The following is a 15,552-nucleotide window of genomic DNA, read 5'->3' on the forward strand; positions in this document are numbered from 1 at the left end:
TAAAGCAAGGCTATAGATTAGCTCAATCCTATCTGCCTTTGGGTAGATACATAAACAAGTTCAGCACCTTCAGTACAACTGTTTTCTGTATGCTCTCCCCTTACTAGCGCACCACACAATGTAGCGCCTGCAAAAGAACATATAAATAAAATACGTTATATCCAACATTAAGTAATTCCTACGTTCAAAAAACCGTAACGTCTTGTATTTCGCCCCTCCCATTCCTGCCAAACGCGTAAATCGACCAAACTGCAGTTTCATACACCGAGCCCTTTTCTTAAGGCTCTCGTGCTTTAAATGAAAGTAAGAGCTTAGCAATAATCAATCTGTAATGGTTAAGAGAATAATATTGAATCGGTTTTCAGACCGTAATAAGGAAACCTAATTTAAACAAGGCCTTATAACCTACAGCATAATATGCAGGGATATTCTTATGACTGGATACAACCCGAATCATTTAAATGGTATTACTCTTCCAATGCCAACTTACAGTGTCGAACTGGAAACAGAATTACTTGAAGAAGGCAGAGTCTACGACTACCCAAATTATTCCTTAGTAATGAATGCAGCAAGAGAAAAACGCTCTCTTGTTATAGCGGCCTTTAATCTAGACCAAAACAAATTAAAAAGCGTTTCTCGAGGAAAATGGCGAACGGATGGACGTGTAGGCGCCAACAATCAGCTTGATAATACCTATTATCGTAATAATGATTGGGATCGAGGACACATGGTTAGAAGCGCTACTGCTGGATGGGGAAATACTCATGGTGATGCCCAATACGCTACCCGTGAAACCTATTATTACACTAACTCCAGCCTTCAGCATGCTAACTTAAACCAGGATGAGTGGCTTCATGACCTCGAAGAATGGGTTAAAGATTTAGACCTTGATAAAGACGGTTTAATAACAACCTTTACCGGGCCATTTTATGGCGATAACGATCGTACTATTCGACCATCCGGTCACGACTTAGCATTGATACCTGCAGGCTTTTTTAAAGTAGTTTGTTTTATCAACAAAGATTCAGATGAGTTAGATGTCCGTGCTTTTGTCATGTACCAAGATCAAGAGGCGCTTGCCGATAAGCGTGGCCATACTCGTTACAACAACCAGAACTATCAAGTAACAATTAGCGAAGTAGAGCAATTAACCGGCCTTAAATTTGATAGTGCCATATACCATGCTAATCCACTTATCGCCGATCCGGCGACAGCCCAAGAACGTGGTTACGGCGAAGATTACAGCCTGCCTGAGCGTTTTGAAGTTGCACGCCCAGAGGATATTCTCAGTGCTGGTAGTCAACGCATTACTATTCTCGATGATAGCGAGGACGTCTTCATTTCTGCAGCCATGCCCAACCCCGAAGGTGTGGATGAAAATAAAGAGTGGGTAGCGATTACAAACTACAGCACTAAGCGTATTGATGTTTCGGCTTGGAAACTATCTGATAACTCTGGCGCACACATTGTTATCGGCTCAGTCGTTGATGCCGCTAAGTGTATATTGGCGCCAGGAGAAGGCGTAGTTGTCGTAGGATTAGAGCCGATAAGACTCTCCAATAAACGTGACGTAATAAAGCTGTTTAATGAAAACGGTGACCGTATTGACTGGGTTAATTATGAAAGTCATATGCTCAGCTCTGGAGCACCAATACGCTTTCTCGCTCCTCGCGACACCTTAAAATAAATAAACTAAGCCGTAATTTATTTTACTAAGTTACGGCGACGTTATGTATTACTACAGTAAGGGTTTGTACATCCCAATATGAGAAAGTGACCCATAAGTATTATTTCACCCCCATGATTTATATCCTTTTTGTTGAAAGTGTTTACTTAATAAGCACCTTTATCAACAAAGCCAACTCAAATATATTGACGCTTATTCAATGGTAATAGCAACAAAGAGGAGCGGGATATGTCAGTTAGCCAATTAGAACGTGCGCGCAACTTAGAACGACCATCACGCGAAGCCATGCTTCAGCGTGCTCCATCAGTACAGCAATTTTGGAATACTAATCGCAAACTACTCAGTGAAGCTTGGCACGAATGGGAAGCAGTAACAAAAGAAAACCTGCTACCAGCTAGCGATGGTTTACTCGATGCAGACTTAAAAGAGGCGATCACACAAGCCTGGCAAGATCCAAGTAAAGAGTTCTTGTTAGCCAATCTTCTGCGTAAGGTTTCTCCTGGTGTTTATCAGCTACAACTCTTTAACCCAGAGCGCCTAAACGAATTACGCGCTTATCTAGATAGTGTCGCCGATGCGCAGATTCCTTTGCGCCCACCCTATGGCATTGCGTTAAACCGCCTAGGTGTGATGCTCGACAGCCGCTCAGAAGGCTATCTTGCAGCGCCAAGTTTTCAGAGCTTCTATCGCGAGCTACTAGATAAGTATATGAGACCAATTGCTCGCTTCTTGTTTCCTGAACTCATGGGCTATGACAGCCAAACCTTTGGTTTTTCGATTCAGTATCAAGCAGGCGTAGACACATCTCTTCAGCTTCATACGGATGCGTCGGCGGCAACACTTAATATTAACTTGAATCTACCCGAGGAAGAGTTTACAGGCTCGGAAGTCGATTTTTACAACCCCGTGACAGGTGCGGTAAATAGGCTCTCTTTTGAGCCCGGCACAGCCATGATTCATAGAGGTAATATTCCTCATGCCGCCCAACCTATAACTAGCGGCTCACGCACGAATCTAGTTTTGTGGTTATACGGTGATAATGGTGAAATCCCAAGCCATAGCGTTATCCGTGAAGAAACACATGCACATCAGCGCTGGACCGTGCCTCAAGATAAACGTGATGAATTTGCACCGTTCTAAAGACAGCATCAGCCTGCACATAAGTGCAGGCTGATGCTCGCCCCCCTTAAACACGGTATCTACGCTTACCCATGTTGCACATTACTTTTTTATTTTAGTGCTGAGCTAAAAAACTAGGGGCTGCTTGCAGGCAGGTAGGCATTTAATTTATTGCCATCTAAATCACGAAAATAAGCGCCATAAAAACCACCGCTGCCTCTAGGCCCAGGCTTACCTTCACAAGTGCCTCCAAGCTCAAGAGCCTTAGCATGTAATAAGCTTACTTGCTCTTTAGACTCTACTTTTAACGCGATCATAGAGCCATTGCCTACTGCTGCAGGCTCACCGTTAAAGGGCTTGCTAATGCAAAGTGCTGGAAGCTCTCGCGAGAGCCCCCACGCAGCCATCGAGTCTGTAGACCACAAGCGCTTTGCTCCAACAAGTTTTAATAATTCATCGTAGAATGTTAAAGCGTCTATAAATTGATTGGTGCCTATGGTGACGTAACCGATCATAAAGTGTCCTTGTAGTATTGAAAATACTCAGTACCCAGCAAGGGTGTTTAAGCCATATAAGTAAGCAAAATAGGACAGGCCAAACAAGGCCTTCAACTAGCGCTGTAAGTTATTTTGATACAAAGCCGAAAGAGGCCCACTTTCTAACCACTCACGCATGACACGCTGCTGGCTCAAAGAAAACATTTTCATGCCTTCATCTTTTACCAGTACATTCATAAAGTTATTGTCGAGATCCGAATTCTTGCACTCGCTAAGGCCATTAGCATCACAACTTAAATGGGCGTGATTATTTTCATCAGAAATAGTGCCATGGGTGTGGCCAATTAAACCCAAAAAATGTGCTAACTCATGAGTAAGTGTTTTGCCTTGTGCAAAATCCGCTTCTTGAGGATCGATAATACCGATTAAACTCTCTTCGACTGAGACCCCAATATAGGCATCAGGAGCCAGACTGGGTATATAAGCTTTACCAGCTAGGCCAAGCTTTCCATGACGAGTGCGAAAATCGCCCACCCAGATATTAATATATTGATCATTTGGCCAAGGCTCACTGCCACCAAAGGCCTGTTGCGCAAATTTATAGTCTAAATCAAAAGCGGAGGTATCGGTGTCTAACCGAATAATGCCATTATGAGGCTCGCCTTGAGGGTCGCGATCGGCCAAATAAAACTGAATGCCCATGTCAGCAACAAAAGGTTTGTCTGAATTTAGTAGGCTATCTAACTCATCAATATTCTGCTGCCTAAAATGCAGGTTAGTCGCTTGCACCTGAGAGATTATTTCTTCATCGCTAACATCCGTAAAACCAGCATCTAGAATGTGAAACACCAGCGGGATACGAACACGCGTAAGCGGTGGTTCTGGTTCTGGAAACAACGAAGAAAACAGCACATCCACCGTGCAATCTTGAATAACTGCAGAAATAGAATACAGCTGCTCAGATAAGTGCCCCTTGCAGCCAGAGACATTCGCGATACGGTGATCTGTATGAGGGCTTAATACCAACTCCAAACCATCCCCATAAGCAAGCTCGGATAATGGTTTGTCTATATTGCCCCCAGCAGAAACAGTACTATCAACAAGATAGGTATTTTTAACAAAGCTGGCGACGATGGAACAATTTGAATCTTGCGCTTGAACGGTATAAATCATGCCAGCCAAGCGACCATTACACCCACTAACAGTATCTAGCGTGTAACCCTGCTCGCTGCTTAAAGAAAACTGCACAGATTCACCAGCGGCTAGCTCTGCAGAGGCCGGTGTTATGCTGCCCCCAAGAGAAACCGAGCTGCTAATGCTAACCGTATCTAGCTTCTCTTTAGATGAAGAAGAGCCGCCCCCGCAAGCAGAAATCACTAATAGGCAAGCTACTAAAATAAAAATTCTATTGATGCACATAAATAAGTACTTAATTTAGAAGACAGAACCTTAATAAAAAGCCTCAAATAACAACTAACTGAACGCCATTAATCAACAATCGAAACCATGAAAATACCGACATGACGCTGCCTATAAATTCTCTTGATCAAGGAATACAAGGCGCTTTATAGACCAGAATACTACGTCGACTTGTCTGCAAGTATAGAAACATACTCGTTCCAATAGTCTTTGTTTACATTCCAGAACTTGTCAAACGCAAATGCATCAATGGCCATCGTGCCAGAATTATCTTGACGGGCACTCCATCTTGGCCTTTTTATCTTGTCAGTAGAAGCATATTTTATCCCCAAGCGAGATACGGCATAGACAACTGGCTTTAAACATGAACCACACGGAGGTTTACAGCCACCTAAATAGACCTGGCCAGGTGTACCGTGTTGAGATCCAATTGAGTATGCATATATAAGTTTTTGCTCTGCATGAACTTGAGAAATGCCTGTCTCAACGGGTGGGTTACCCGTTATAAAAACTATGTTAGCTAAGGGAACCTTACCAGTATAGCGCTTGATTTTATGCTCAATAAGAGTTCCAGGGTTATCATCTATATCTCTAAAGTCACTCATAACGGCTAATTCATCATCAACAATACCTGCTAGTGTTGATATTGTAGATAGTGATCTAAAATTAGTCGGTCTGTCTCTCTCAGGGTTTCGGTCACGAATAATGCTATTCTGGTTTAGCTGGGTCAAATCAACACTTTGTATTTTATCTAAGATAAGATGTACTGAGGTCAGCCCCTCCTTATCAAGCCAACTTTTAAGCAATCGTGAATTATCATCATTATTACATGCGACCCATAAAATATTATTCCCCACCCTAAGACACTGAGTTTCTTGCGCTTTAACCTCTTTAATTTTACTTAGCACTAGATTTAAGAATAAGGAAATGGCAATTACCTGCTCTCCTTCAGTCATCATATAAATACCCTCCTGGTTTTTAACAAAAAATTATCATTTAGCTTTATTACTAAAGAACAGCCCAGCCTAACTCTTTATAGAAATAAGACTAGGAATTTTTACAGCGACTTCATTACAAACCTATTATCTTGCTACGATGAACCTTTTATTTTCAACTCATAGCGTCTAAAGCTCTGAGCAAGAAAATCGATCATTCTCCTTACCTTCTCATTATTAGCCATATCTTTATGTGCTAATACCCAAATCCAATCCCCCGCAACTGGTTCAACATTTGGCAATCGCTCTATACCTTCAATGCCGTCTGCCATATAACAAGGTAAAGAAGCAATACCCGCGTGAGATTTTATCGCTTCTAACTGAAGGACATCAGAATACATGTCAGCTCTAACCGGAATATCAGGATAAAAATTCTTACATGGCCATTGCAGGTGCTTAGATTTATCCCCCCAACCAAGCCAAAAGCATGCCTCTGGATCAGTCTCCACATTGTGTACTTGCAAATACTCTGTACTTGCGTAAGCGCAGTTATATAAGCGCGCAACACGCTTACCAATAAAAGAGTCAGGAGGATCAGTGATATGACGAATAGCAATGTCTGCTTCTCGACTTGATAAGTCACGATATTCATAAGACATATTAATTTTTAAATCAATACGATTATGCGTATCCATAAATGATCGTAAGTCAGGCATCAATAAGTGACAAGCCAAGCCATTAGGTAAAGTTAAACAGAGCTTGCCTTCTATACGTTTATCCTTACCTAAAACCTCACGCTCAATACTGATAAACTCGTCTCGAATACGAGCAGCCGACAGATAAAGTGCGCGCCCAGCTTCTGTCAGCCAGTAGCCACTAGATCGCCGCTCAAATAGCGTTGTGCTTAATGATGCCTCAAGTACGGTAATACGTCTTGCGCACGACGAATGATGTAAATCTAGACGGCGGGCAGCTTTTTTTAAGCCCCCCTCATCAGCAATAGCCAAAAATACTCTTAAATCATTCCAATTGATTTGATCCACAAATATTCCTATTAGCTCATCCACGCTCATTAGAGCTATGCCCATCCCACCAAACACCGGGCGCAAATATGCGAAAAGCATACGCACAAATACATACTTTAAAGCAGATTTACGCCCCATATACTGAGTACAAGTTAACGAAATACGCAAGCAAGCACAATGACCAATACTTAAAAGTTACTTATATCATCTATGAGTGAAGCTTAATTAGGGCTACGACTAGTAGCCTTGATCTTATAAACCGAATTTAAAACAAAGAGCAATTAAAAGGAAAACACCTTATGAGCATTGAATACTACGTTGATAATCGATCAGGAAGCTGCCGACGTACAACAAGTGTCATTAAAGAGCTTGGTTTAGACGTAGTTTACAAACCCATCGACTTACTACAGAAGGAAAATAAAAGTGACTCATTTTTAGCTTTAAACCCTAACAGCATGCTACCAGTGATTATTGATAGAAAAGCCAAACAACAGCCCCTTATCTTGACTGAGGCTATGGCAATTAACATCTATCTCTGTGATACCTATGGAGGGACTCATCTCTTGCCAAAAGATGGGACTAAACGCTATCAAATATTGCAATGGATGAGCTGGGCGGCCGAACACTTTCGTCAGCCTGCTCCTATTTATTTTGAAGAAAACGTAATTACTCAGCTAATGGGTACTGATCCAAATACCACACGCTTACAGCAAGCAGAGTTCATGCTAAGTAAGCATGGACAAGTGCTAGATTCACATTTAGCTAATAAATGCTATGTTGTGGGTGAAAAATTTAGCCTCGCTGATATTGACCTAGCTTCGGCGTTAAGCCAAATGCCATACAGCAAACTACCTGTAGATCGATTTAAACACATAATGCGCTGGGCCAAAGACTTGGAGAAGAACCATGAAAGCTGGAAATATACGGGGGATCTACTGCATACCGGTATGCGGCAAGCCTTAAACCACACACAGTAAACAATCTCCTTCCTATCCGCTGTTAAAATAATAAGAAACGACTTATTACGTAGATTTAAAGAGCATAATACAATACGACCTTAAATCTACGTTGACCTCAGAACTAAAGAATAGCGGAGAGGATATCCCGAGGATTTTCAAGCGCAGAAAAATGGCCACAATCAGGCAGGATGACTAGCTCAGCGCTGGGTATTCGTTGACGATTCGCCTCTCTCTCACTACGTAAAGACCAATCATTGTCACTGTATATAAGCCGCACTGGGGCTTCTATGTCTGCATAAAGCTCAAGTTTATTTGTCCAAGTTTGCCAGTTTAAGAAAATAGAACGAAAAGCCTTAGCATAACCTTGCCGCTTACCTTGTTTAGACATCTCTGTAATAAAGTGCCTAGGTAATTGGCTTTTATCATTAAATCCACCTTCAAAAACTTTCCGTAAAATAATCGGGTTTTCCCCATTCGCAATCATGTATCCCAACATAGGGAGCGTAATGCAGCTAAACAACAGTTTGCCAAGCATAGAGCTACGATCTAAGCCATTGCTGTGTTCATATTCAGCTGGGTTCAAAGCAATTACCTGCTTCACCGTCACCTTTTTCTCTGCGGCAATGCTTAATGAAATAGAGGCACCAATAGACTCGCCCATTAAACTCACATTTTCTAAGCCCAGCGAACGAATAAAACCTGTGACAAAACCAACAAACATCGGCTTGTCATAAGCTAAATCCGGTATATCAGAATGGCCGTGAGCAGGAAGGTCTAACGCATAAACCCGGTAATGCTTAGCAAGCTCTGGGATAAGCTTCTGAAAGTAATCTAACTGAGAGCGAATGGTATGTAATAGAACGAGGGGCTGCCCCTGCCCGACATCTAAGTAACGTAAGTTAAGCCCATTAACCTGAGTGGTTTTAAACTCACCACCCTCTGCCCAACAAGGTAAAGCAGCAACATGGTTTTTGCGTATATCCGAGCTAATAGTAGCCATATTCACTCCTAATGAATAAGTACATGCATATGCATGATTTTGATGTTAAAAAAGGAATCAAAAAACCTCAGCCTGAGTCAACAAGATATTTTGTAATAATCTCTGGCTATGGTCGAACCAAAATGAAGTGCTTAATTTATCCAGCCAGTCCTGAATTGATTTGTACGCCTCTAGTGGCAGCCCGGCTTGTTCGGCAAAGATAAAAAAGCTGACAACACTGATATCGGCAATAGTTAGCTGCTTGCCAAGTAAGAAATCAGCTTGAGCCAGCATACGCTCTAAAGCGGTTAAAGCCTGATGAGAGCGTGCTTGCATGTCACTGCTAATCTCTCCTGCGGGCAGCCCCCAATGAGGAAGCACCAAGCGCCTATGCGCGTAAGGGCTTATCGCAGCAGCAAAGTAATTTGCTTGCCAAAAAAGTAGACTTAATACTTTAGCTTGCTCTTGTTCACACTGAGGCCAAAGCGAAGACTTATGCTTGGCGGCCAGATACTGCAAGATGGCATTAGATTCGCTTAATACAAAGTCACCATCAACAAGCACAGGCACCTGTGCTTCAGGGTTTATCTGTTTAAATTGTTTTTTGTGCTGCTCCCCTTTATGTAGCTGTATATATTGATAAGAAACATCAATTTCCAACGCATTACAGAGCAATATCGTCTTGATGCTATTAACTGTTAAGGGATTGATATACAAGGTTATCATCTTATGCATCTGTCTAAGCTCCACACCTGTTAAATCCAAACGTTTACATTGTTTCTCTTACATAGCCGCCCTGTAGGCTTATATAGACTCTTGTCTCCCTGCCAACAACATGTATGCGCACAAAACATGCATATACATATTTTACACAAAAAAACTAGCCCTCCCCTAGAGCGTGAGCTAATGCATCTGCAACTCTTAAGATGTTACTCGCGTCTTCGCTGCCAATTTTCTTTAATAGCTGCTTTTGTGCATCGCGCCAAATAGGATCGGCTTGAGCATATAGCTTTTTACCACTGGCGGTTAAGCTGATCAGCTTTAACCTAGCGTCTTCTGGGGCTTGCTGCTGTTGTAAGAACTTGTCCCGCAATAAGGGTTTTAAGTTTCTGCTTAAGGTTGTCTGATCTAACACTAAAATCGCTTGCAGCTCTTTGTTGGTGGTCTGCTTAGAAAAATACACGGCTCTTAATATTGAAAACTGCCCCACCTTTAAACCCGCTTCACTCAAACGCTCTTCATAGAACTGAGTAATTAAGCGACTGGACTTTCGAAGCGCTAAGTTAAAGCACAGATCAGTATTCACAGGCGGTCTCCTTATAATCGACACCCGCAATATACATGCATATACATTTAAACACAAACACCAGCCCACTGTTCAGCTAAGGCCTAGGCTATCCCAGCTAACTGGGCCCTGCGAAAACAAGGGGCTATAGGCGTATTCAGTGCAGTACGGACTTTTAGATACAACAAGCTGACTTTTGAACATATCGCCAAAATGCCTCGTTACCTAAACTACGCTCCGAACTTAACAACAACACCTAGGAAAATCTTATGTCATTCACAAGCCTTTTTAGCAAGTCTCTGCCTACCTTTATTGCCGCCTGTGCTTTTAGCTTTAGCAGCCTTGCAAGTGCAGGAGCGGATACTGAGACAGACAGTAACGACGTGATTTTAGCAGGCCATGATGCGGTGGCTTATTTTACCGAAAATAAACCTGTACTAGGCTCGGCAGAATATACAGCCACATACAATGATGCAATTTACCGTTTTAGCAGCGCTAAAAACCGTGACTTATTTAGCGCAAACCCAACAAAGTACGCTCCACAATACGGCGGCTTTTGTGCCTACGGCACCACCTTTGGTAAAAAGTTTGAAATTGATGGGAAAGCGTTTGAAGTTGTTGATGGCAAACTATTTGTAAACAAAAACGTAAGCGTTTACGAAGCATGGAAAAAAGACGTTCCAACTCATATTTCACAAGCAAACAAAGAATGGCCTGCCATTGAAAATGTAGAATCCAGCGAACTTTAATAGGCCACACAAGCATTGATTGAAAGCATCATGGTTGTAAATGATGCTTTCAATTAAAGGAACTTATAGAAGCGAACTTTATTCTAGCCTGTACGCACACTGCCAGGCGTTTCACCCAAGGTATTACGATAAGCTTTACGAAAGGCAGCTTCGGAGTCGTAACCACTCTTCTCAGCAATTTGAGCAACCGACAATTGTGTTGTTTGCAACAAGTGTCTCGCTTGAGTCATTCGCCACTGAGTGAGGTATTTCATAGGTGTAAGCCCCACCTTTTTACTAAAGGCATCAGCAAACGTTGATCGGCTCATAAGAGCTTCTTCTGCCAGTGTTTCGAGCGTCCAAGATGATTCAGGTCGCTGATGTATAGCATTTAAAGCCTTACCTAGACGGCTATCAAACAAAGCACCTAATAAGCCCTTATCAATCTCACCGGCATCCATTTGCTGGCGCAGCACTTCGACAAAAACTAAAAAAGCCATCTGATCAATAGCCGTATAAAAACCAGGTCGCTCTGCCTGTAATTCATTCAGCATTAGGCTAATTAAAAGCTCGATAGGGTTATTTCCCTGATCAAGCTTAGACTTCAACACCAGAACATCAGGCAAGGTTTCTAATAAGGGGAAGAGTACGGGGTTACGAAATTCAAAAAAGCCACAAACCATGTTGGTGACATCACCATCATTGCTCATAGCCGTGTTCACATTTTCGGGTAACGGTGCCGTTTTTGAGTTGGAGATAACGTGGTGAGAATCTTTTGGGAAAACAACTAAATCGTGCGATCTCAATTCTTGAGACTCTTGCCCTTCAAAGTGTAACCAAGCACTACCTGAGCCAATCAAGTGAAAGGGTATACGCCTGCTGCCCCCGGTATCAACGGCCCACGTGCCACAAAAATCGCCATTAACATAAACCTCAGCCTTAAGGTCTAGACGAGTCAGCAGCACGCTTAAAGGGTCTGGATCGCTTAGATAGATATTAGGATTTTCAGACATAGTTTCCAGTATTACGGGCACAAAGAATTAGAGGGGCCAATTGTATACTTTATTCATCTTAAACAGAAAGCTAAGAGCTCTTATGAAACAGCTCACTATCTATCAAAAAGACTATTGCCCTTACTGCAAAGCGGCAAAACAGTTATTAAGAAAGCAGGGATTTAAATTCCGCACCATTGAAGTAAGCAACAATCCAGTGGCATTTGCGCAAATGGTTAAGCTTAGTAACCGAAGAACAGTGCCACAAATCTTTGTTGATGATATTCACATAGGCGGTTTTGACAATCTTCAGTCGAATTTAAAGAGAAAGAAATTCCCATTTGAACACTTAAAAACGGCATAAGGAATAAATAATGAGCACGCTCAACAATCATTACCAAACAGCAGTCACACACTTAAGTAAAGGCGACTTTATAGCTCCCCTTCTGTTGAGGATTTACCTTGCACCTATTTTTATAATGGCTGGGCAGAGTAAGTTAAACAACATTGAAAACGTTGGTTATTGGTTTGCGAGCTTAAACATCCCTTTTCCAGAGCTAATGGCATGGGTTGCCGGCTTCACTGAACTTGGAGGCGGCGTTTTATTACTACTTGGCCTAAGCGTCAGAATAGTAACCATACCATTAATGTTTACAATGCTTGTGGCTGCGGTAACGGCTCATTGGTCTTTTGGCTGGCATGTATTGCCTGAGGCCGAACTGACTGTACCGTGGGAATGGCGTAACGACCTTATTGAATCTGCACTTGTAAGAAAACAAGCCGCTGTGTCTATTTTAAATGAACACGGAAACTACAACTGGCTCACTGAAGCAGGTAACTTTACGGTATTGAAAAACGGCATCGAGTTTGCCGCCACCTATTTTATTATGCTTTTGGCCCTCTTATTTAGCGGTGCAGGAAGGTATTGCAGTATCGATTACTGGCTAACACGCTGCATCAGTAAATAACACACCCGGTATTAAGCTGAGTCTCTACCACTTAAGGAGACTCAGGCTCCCCCTTCACCTTTTGAATGAGTTCAAGCAGCGTAGGCAATGACGACAGATGCAAAGCAGGCTGGCTTACGCTCTCTTTTTTAAGAGCCTCTTCAAGTACTGCCTTTAAGTTTTTTAGATCTTTAAGCCATAGGCCGTAACCATAGAACGCCAACCTTGCGGCATGGTCAAACTGATCATAATCCACGGGATAGATAATCGCGGGAATACCGGCCTGTAAGCAGTGGTACATGATGCCCGCGCCACCATGATGAAGCACAAGGTCGTAGCTATTTATATGTTGTTTATAGTTTATATATTGGTAACGCATGCAGCGCTCTGTAGAACGGGGCTTATTTAATTCAGCACCACCATTACTAAAATGAAAAACCACATCATCAAAATGCGGGCATACAGACTGTAAGGCCTGCCATAGTGCTTGCTTGTGCCAATCTAGGTGAGTCCCCAAGGTGACAAGCACATGGCGCTTACCTTGAATAAAGCTTGGTGCAGTTAAATTCTGTAAAGATTCAACAGCCGTATTGGGGCTATATAATTGTGGGCCAATAAACTCTGCGGCTTTAGGCCACTGCGTGGCAAACTCTAAACGAGGGTCTGCTAAACACAGGATTTTCTCATGCGAGTATATTCTCTCACTGCCATCTTCACGATAAACACTTTCCAAGCCCATTTGTTTTATGGTTTTTCGGTTTAAGTAAAAAAGACTTTGTTTAAACAGCTGAACTAACTTACGTGCCAAGTAATAATAAAGCTGATAGTGCTTGCCTTTTTTAGGCTGTAAACCGCCAAAATAAGCAGGCGGCCCATCCTTGCACTCAAGAACACACGGCGATGGCAGGCTTGTCCAACAGCGTAAATGATGCTTGTTAGCATATAAAACCACAGGAGCTAAGGTAAAATCGGCAATAATTAGATCAACATGACGGTCTTGATAGATCGACTGTAACTCGTCATTAAGCAAACGAAAAAAAACCAATACGGCTTCAAATTGCTGCTTTAACTTCCTAGGTGAACGACCAATCTGGCCTGAAGGATTAACCACACGCAGCAGTGCCGAATCGTCAATCCCTGAAAAGATAAAAGCCTCAAGCCCAGAGCTTTCTATATCAGCTTGAGCGGATGCCGTAGAAAAAACACATACGCTATAACCTGCGGCTTTGAGTTCTCGCCCCATGGCAAGAATAGGATGAAGATGACCTCGAAATGGCGGTGCAAATAAGTCAATACGCTGCAGCCCTAGATCGCTCATGCATGCCCCTTTTTCATATCCCTCAACAAGGCCTCTACATGAGCTAAAGCAAACGCTTGAAAGGCAGAATTAGCCAAATAACTTAAGTGGCCACAGCCCACTATATAATCGGCTTTGTGGTGACTTAAGCGCGAGATCAAGTCATAACGGCCTTTGACAATTGTTACAGGGAATTGCACAGCAGAGGCACACCTCGGTTTACGAGTCACGGGGCCATAAGCTAAAACCGACATTCGTGATTGAAGATCTTTAGAGAAGCTTAAATTATTAAGCAATTCAAGCCCGCAACTTCCCGCTAGAAATAAGACTTGTGAATACTCAACAAACAAAGCATCGACATACCCTGAGTAACGTTCAGCAAAACAAGCCCGTTTAGAAGAGCGAAAAGCGCCATAGTTATGGTAGCTGGCCTTGATGATATTAACGGGAGAAAACGCCTCCATCTGCTTATCATAAGGGAAGTTAGTCTTATGCAGTTTGCCCCCAGCCCTTACTAGAGGCTGAGCAAAAGAGACTTGCAAAGGGCTCAAGGAGCACGACTTAGGGTTGCTCTGCCCGGTAATAAAAACGATGCCTAAGCTCATGAATCTATGTCGCTAAAACGATCATTGGCATAGACTCGATAGCGGCGACTACGCCAGCGTATATCGCGCTTTACACTGGCATGAAGTGAATGCAAAGGCTGTACTAACTCAGACAAAAAAGAGACCAAAATATCACCTGCCCCCCAATTCAAACGCTTATTGCTGTGACAAACTAGAATAAAATGCCTAACTATCAGCATCAAACTCAAAGCAGATACGGCAAGATAACTCGGAGCAAGAATAAAACCGAGCACCGCTAAAAATAGCAATAACGGCGGAAGCGCATAGAGCAAGAGCATAAAAAAACGTACAAGAGGCTGCTGCTTAAAAAACAGTATATGAGCAAAAAGATACCAGCGGTGCATCTGCCGAGAATAATCACTCACTGTATTAAGCTGGGTTTCTATCACCTGTCGATAAGGTGTCTGCGCAATAGTGCCGCCACTATTTAAGATAAGTTCGGCCATGGCTAAATCATCTGTTAAATGCTGCCTAATCGCCTTAAAACCACCTAAGCGCGCCAAGGTATCGTATTTTAAGGCGTAACACATGCCGTTAATCGTAACCGGTTTTATCCAAGGCAAGAGCGATAAATAAGTTAGCTCAGCATTGTTGTTCACAAAGTTAGCCAAAAAACGAGAAGCGAGATTGCCGCCTTTGGTATAAGAAGGCAAGCCGGTTGATAGGCTAGCCGAAGCCAATGCGCCCAATAATATAGAAAGGCTCAATTCAGGCAGAACCGTATCATCATCCAATACAAGTACATAGTCTTGAGTACATACATCAAAGGCGGCTTCTAGCTTAAACACCTTAGGGTTAACCCCCTCTGGTGCCTGATCAAACAACATAAGCTGAACACGGGCCTTGGGACACAGAACAATCAGTCTTTTTGCAAGCTCTTGGGCTTCCACATCATTTCTGTCTATGAGCCAATAAAAGCTTACCTCAGGCAAGGCCTTTAAATTTGCCAGCAAAGTTTTTTCTAAGCTGCTATCGCCACTTAAAATAGGCTGAAGGATAGCAACATCCGTGTAGCTCCCCGTAAAGCGCGTTGCTTTAAACTGGGACTTATACACTC

Annotated in this window: 17 protein-coding genes; 6 read left to right on the forward strand and 11 right to left on the reverse strand. The window is 42.6% G+C overall.

The window, feature by feature from the left end; translation table 11 throughout:
* Positions 1-433: 433 nt before the first annotated feature.
* Together AB1S55_RS17075 and AB1S55_RS17080 are read left to right on the forward strand one after the other, a co-directional pair.
* Positions 434-1,687, forward strand: coding sequence for a DNA/RNA non-specific endonuclease (locus tag AB1S55_RS17075; protein ID WP_370979391.1), 1,254 nt, complete (start codon positions 434-436; stop codon positions 1,685-1,687).
* A 228-nt stretch (positions 1,688-1,915) separates the two neighbouring features.
* Entirely contained in the window at positions 1,916-2,827 is a 912-nt protein-coding gene (locus tag AB1S55_RS17080; RefSeq protein WP_370979392.1) for a hypothetical protein, read from the forward strand.
* 113 nt (positions 2,828-2,940) lie between these two features.
* Here AB1S55_RS17080 and AB1S55_RS17085 read toward each other — a convergent pair whose 3' ends face one another.
* From AB1S55_RS17085 to AB1S55_RS17100, 4 genes are all read right to left on the reverse strand, one after another.
* On the reverse strand, positions 2,941-3,321 hold the full coding sequence (locus AB1S55_RS17085) for a VOC family protein (protein WP_370979393.1): 381 nt from the start codon (positions 3,319-3,321) through the stop codon (positions 2,941-2,943).
* Between the two features lie 96 nt (positions 3,322-3,417).
* The gene (locus tag AB1S55_RS17090; protein ID WP_370979394.1) at positions 3,418-4,722 is read right to left on the reverse strand and encodes a M43 family zinc metalloprotease; all 1,305 of its coding nucleotides are present in this window, start codon (positions 4,720-4,722) and stop codon (positions 3,418-3,420) included.
* Positions 4,723-4,883: 161 nt separating this feature from the next.
* Positions 4,884-5,681, reverse strand: a complete 798-nt coding sequence (locus AB1S55_RS17095; protein ID WP_370979395.1) for a hypothetical protein — start codon at positions 5,679-5,681, stop codon at positions 4,884-4,886.
* A 131-nt stretch (positions 5,682-5,812) separates the two neighbouring features.
* Complete coding sequence (locus AB1S55_RS17100; RefSeq protein WP_370979396.1) at positions 5,813-6,700, reverse strand: LysR family transcriptional regulator; 888 nt, start codon at positions 6,698-6,700, stop codon at positions 5,813-5,815.
* A gap of 281 nt (positions 6,701-6,981) precedes the next feature.
* Between AB1S55_RS17100 and AB1S55_RS17105 the strand changes: the two genes are divergently transcribed.
* Positions 6,982-7,659, forward strand: coding sequence for a glutathione S-transferase family protein (locus AB1S55_RS17105; RefSeq protein ID WP_370979397.1), 678 nt, complete (start codon positions 6,982-6,984; stop codon positions 7,657-7,659).
* Between the two features lie 103 nt (positions 7,660-7,762).
* Here AB1S55_RS17105 and AB1S55_RS17110 read toward each other — a convergent pair whose 3' ends face one another.
* The 3 genes from AB1S55_RS17110 to AB1S55_RS17120 all read right to left on the reverse strand — a co-directional run bounded on the left by AB1S55_RS17110 (position 7,763) and on the right by AB1S55_RS17120 (position 9,926).
* The gene (locus AB1S55_RS17110) at positions 7,763-8,641 is read right to left on the reverse strand and encodes an alpha/beta fold hydrolase (RefSeq protein WP_370979398.1); all 879 of its coding nucleotides are present in this window, start codon (positions 8,639-8,641) and stop codon (positions 7,763-7,765) included.
* A gap of 57 nt (positions 8,642-8,698) precedes the next feature.
* Positions 8,699-9,355, reverse strand: coding sequence for a glutathione S-transferase family protein (locus AB1S55_RS17115; RefSeq protein ID WP_370979399.1), 657 nt, complete (start codon positions 9,353-9,355; stop codon positions 8,699-8,701).
* Positions 9,356-9,500: 145 nt separating this feature from the next.
* A complete protein-coding gene (locus AB1S55_RS17120) occupies positions 9,501-9,926 on the reverse strand; it encodes a MarR family winged helix-turn-helix transcriptional regulator (RefSeq protein WP_370979400.1) in 426 nt (141 codons plus the stop codon).
* Positions 9,927-10,174: 248 nt separating this feature from the next.
* On the opposite strand from AB1S55_RS17120, the gene AB1S55_RS17125 reads away from it, so the two are divergent.
* Positions 10,175-10,654, forward strand: coding sequence for a YHS domain-containing (seleno)protein (locus AB1S55_RS17125; RefSeq protein WP_370979401.1), 480 nt, complete (start codon positions 10,175-10,177; stop codon positions 10,652-10,654).
* Between the two features lie 83 nt (positions 10,655-10,737).
* Here AB1S55_RS17125 and AB1S55_RS17130 read toward each other — a convergent pair whose 3' ends face one another.
* The gene (locus AB1S55_RS17130) at positions 10,738-11,646 is read right to left on the reverse strand and encodes a cupin domain-containing protein (protein ID WP_370979402.1); all 909 of its coding nucleotides are present in this window, start codon (positions 11,644-11,646) and stop codon (positions 10,738-10,740) included.
* 82 nt (positions 11,647-11,728) lie between these two features.
* Between AB1S55_RS17130 and grxC the strand changes: the two genes are divergently transcribed.
* Positions 11,729-11,989 carry a glutaredoxin 3 gene (grxC, locus tag AB1S55_RS17135; protein WP_370979403.1) on the forward strand — a complete coding sequence of 87 codons (261 nt, stop codon included), beginning with the start codon at positions 11,729-11,731 and terminating at the stop codon, positions 11,987-11,989.
* Positions 11,990-11,999: 10 nt separating this feature from the next.
* Complete coding sequence (locus AB1S55_RS17140; RefSeq protein ID WP_370979404.1) at positions 12,000-12,593, forward strand: DoxX family protein; 594 nt, start codon at positions 12,000-12,002, stop codon at positions 12,591-12,593.
* Between the two features lie 31 nt (positions 12,594-12,624).
* Here the strand turns inward: AB1S55_RS17140 and AB1S55_RS17145 are convergent, their stop codons facing one another.
* From AB1S55_RS17145 to AB1S55_RS17155, 3 genes are read right to left on the reverse strand one after another with little or no spacing between them, the layout of a single operon-like run.
* Positions 12,625-13,890 (reverse strand): glycosyltransferase, encoded by a 1,266-nt coding sequence (locus tag AB1S55_RS17145; RefSeq protein WP_370979405.1) that lies wholly within the window; start codon positions 13,888-13,890, stop codon positions 12,625-12,627.
* Positions 13,887-14,474, reverse strand: coding sequence for a hypothetical protein (locus AB1S55_RS17150; protein ID WP_370979406.1), 588 nt, complete (start codon positions 14,472-14,474; stop codon positions 13,887-13,889). Before AB1S55_RS17150 ends, AB1S55_RS17145 begins: the two co-directional genes overlap by 4 nt.
* Complete coding sequence (locus AB1S55_RS17155) at positions 14,471-15,550, reverse strand: glycosyltransferase family 2 protein (protein ID WP_370979407.1); 1,080 nt, start codon at positions 15,548-15,550, stop codon at positions 14,471-14,473. The genes AB1S55_RS17150 and AB1S55_RS17155 overlap by 4 nt, the downstream gene beginning before the upstream one ends.
* Positions 15,551-15,552 lie beyond the last annotated feature (2 nt).

Origin of the sequence: Agaribacterium sp. ZY112, from assembly GCF_041346925.1 — a bacterium.
Lineage (GTDB): Bacteria > Pseudomonadota > Gammaproteobacteria > Pseudomonadales > Cellvibrionaceae > Agaribacterium.